The sequence below is a fragment of the Virgibacillus carmonensis genome (genome assembly GCF_057836705.1).
The window spans coordinates 1-630 of record NZ_JBYQFJ010000223.1 but is presented as its reverse complement, the minus strand read 5'-3'; the positions used below and the strand labels follow the sequence as shown (position 1 = coordinate 630).

Here is a 630-nt window from a genome sequence, read left to right as displayed (position 1 = left end):
AAAGTCTTTAGCATTAAACAGTTGAAACAGTCTTCCCTGAATGTCTAGTGGAAGCTCTTCAACTTCCTCGATACAAACAGTTCCATTTCCGGCAAGTTGAAACACATCATCCTGATTTGCTGCACCGAACAATATTAGCTCGATTTCGTCACTATCTTTTGAAGCACAATTAACCGAAACGAAAGGTTGATCTGATTTTCTGGAAAAGTTATGTATAGCCTGGGCAAACATATTTTTTCCAGTGCCCTGCTCACCCCCAATATGGATATATCTTGCATCATGCGCAAGTGAATACTGTTTGGCAAGTTCAACCGCTTCTTTCATGGATTGACTTTCCGAAATAATATCCTTGAAATGGTATTGCGCAATATGACGGATATCTTTTGCATGTGAATCGTAATTGTCGTTCCCTGATAGTGATACACATGCCTTAAAATAGCGTCTAATAATCTGGGACTTCGAATAATCCATTTCGAGCAGGTTGATAATTTCCTCAAACGTGCTAATATCCAAAAGCCTGGAACCTATATCAATAACATTAGATAACCCTTGCGGCAAAAGATGACGTTCACCTGGTGTCACAATATAATCTATGGTTTCCGGGATTGAATCTTCCGGTATATAAGCGTG

The 630-nt window shown here is 39.4% G+C and carries 1 protein-coding gene; it reads right to left on the bottom strand.

Annotated elements, in window-relative coordinates; genetic code table 11:
* Window positions 1-630: sigma 54-interacting transcriptional regulator (locus tag AC3G7N_RS21520; RefSeq protein ID WP_489424173.1), on the bottom strand; the 630-nt coding region annotated here is incomplete at both ends.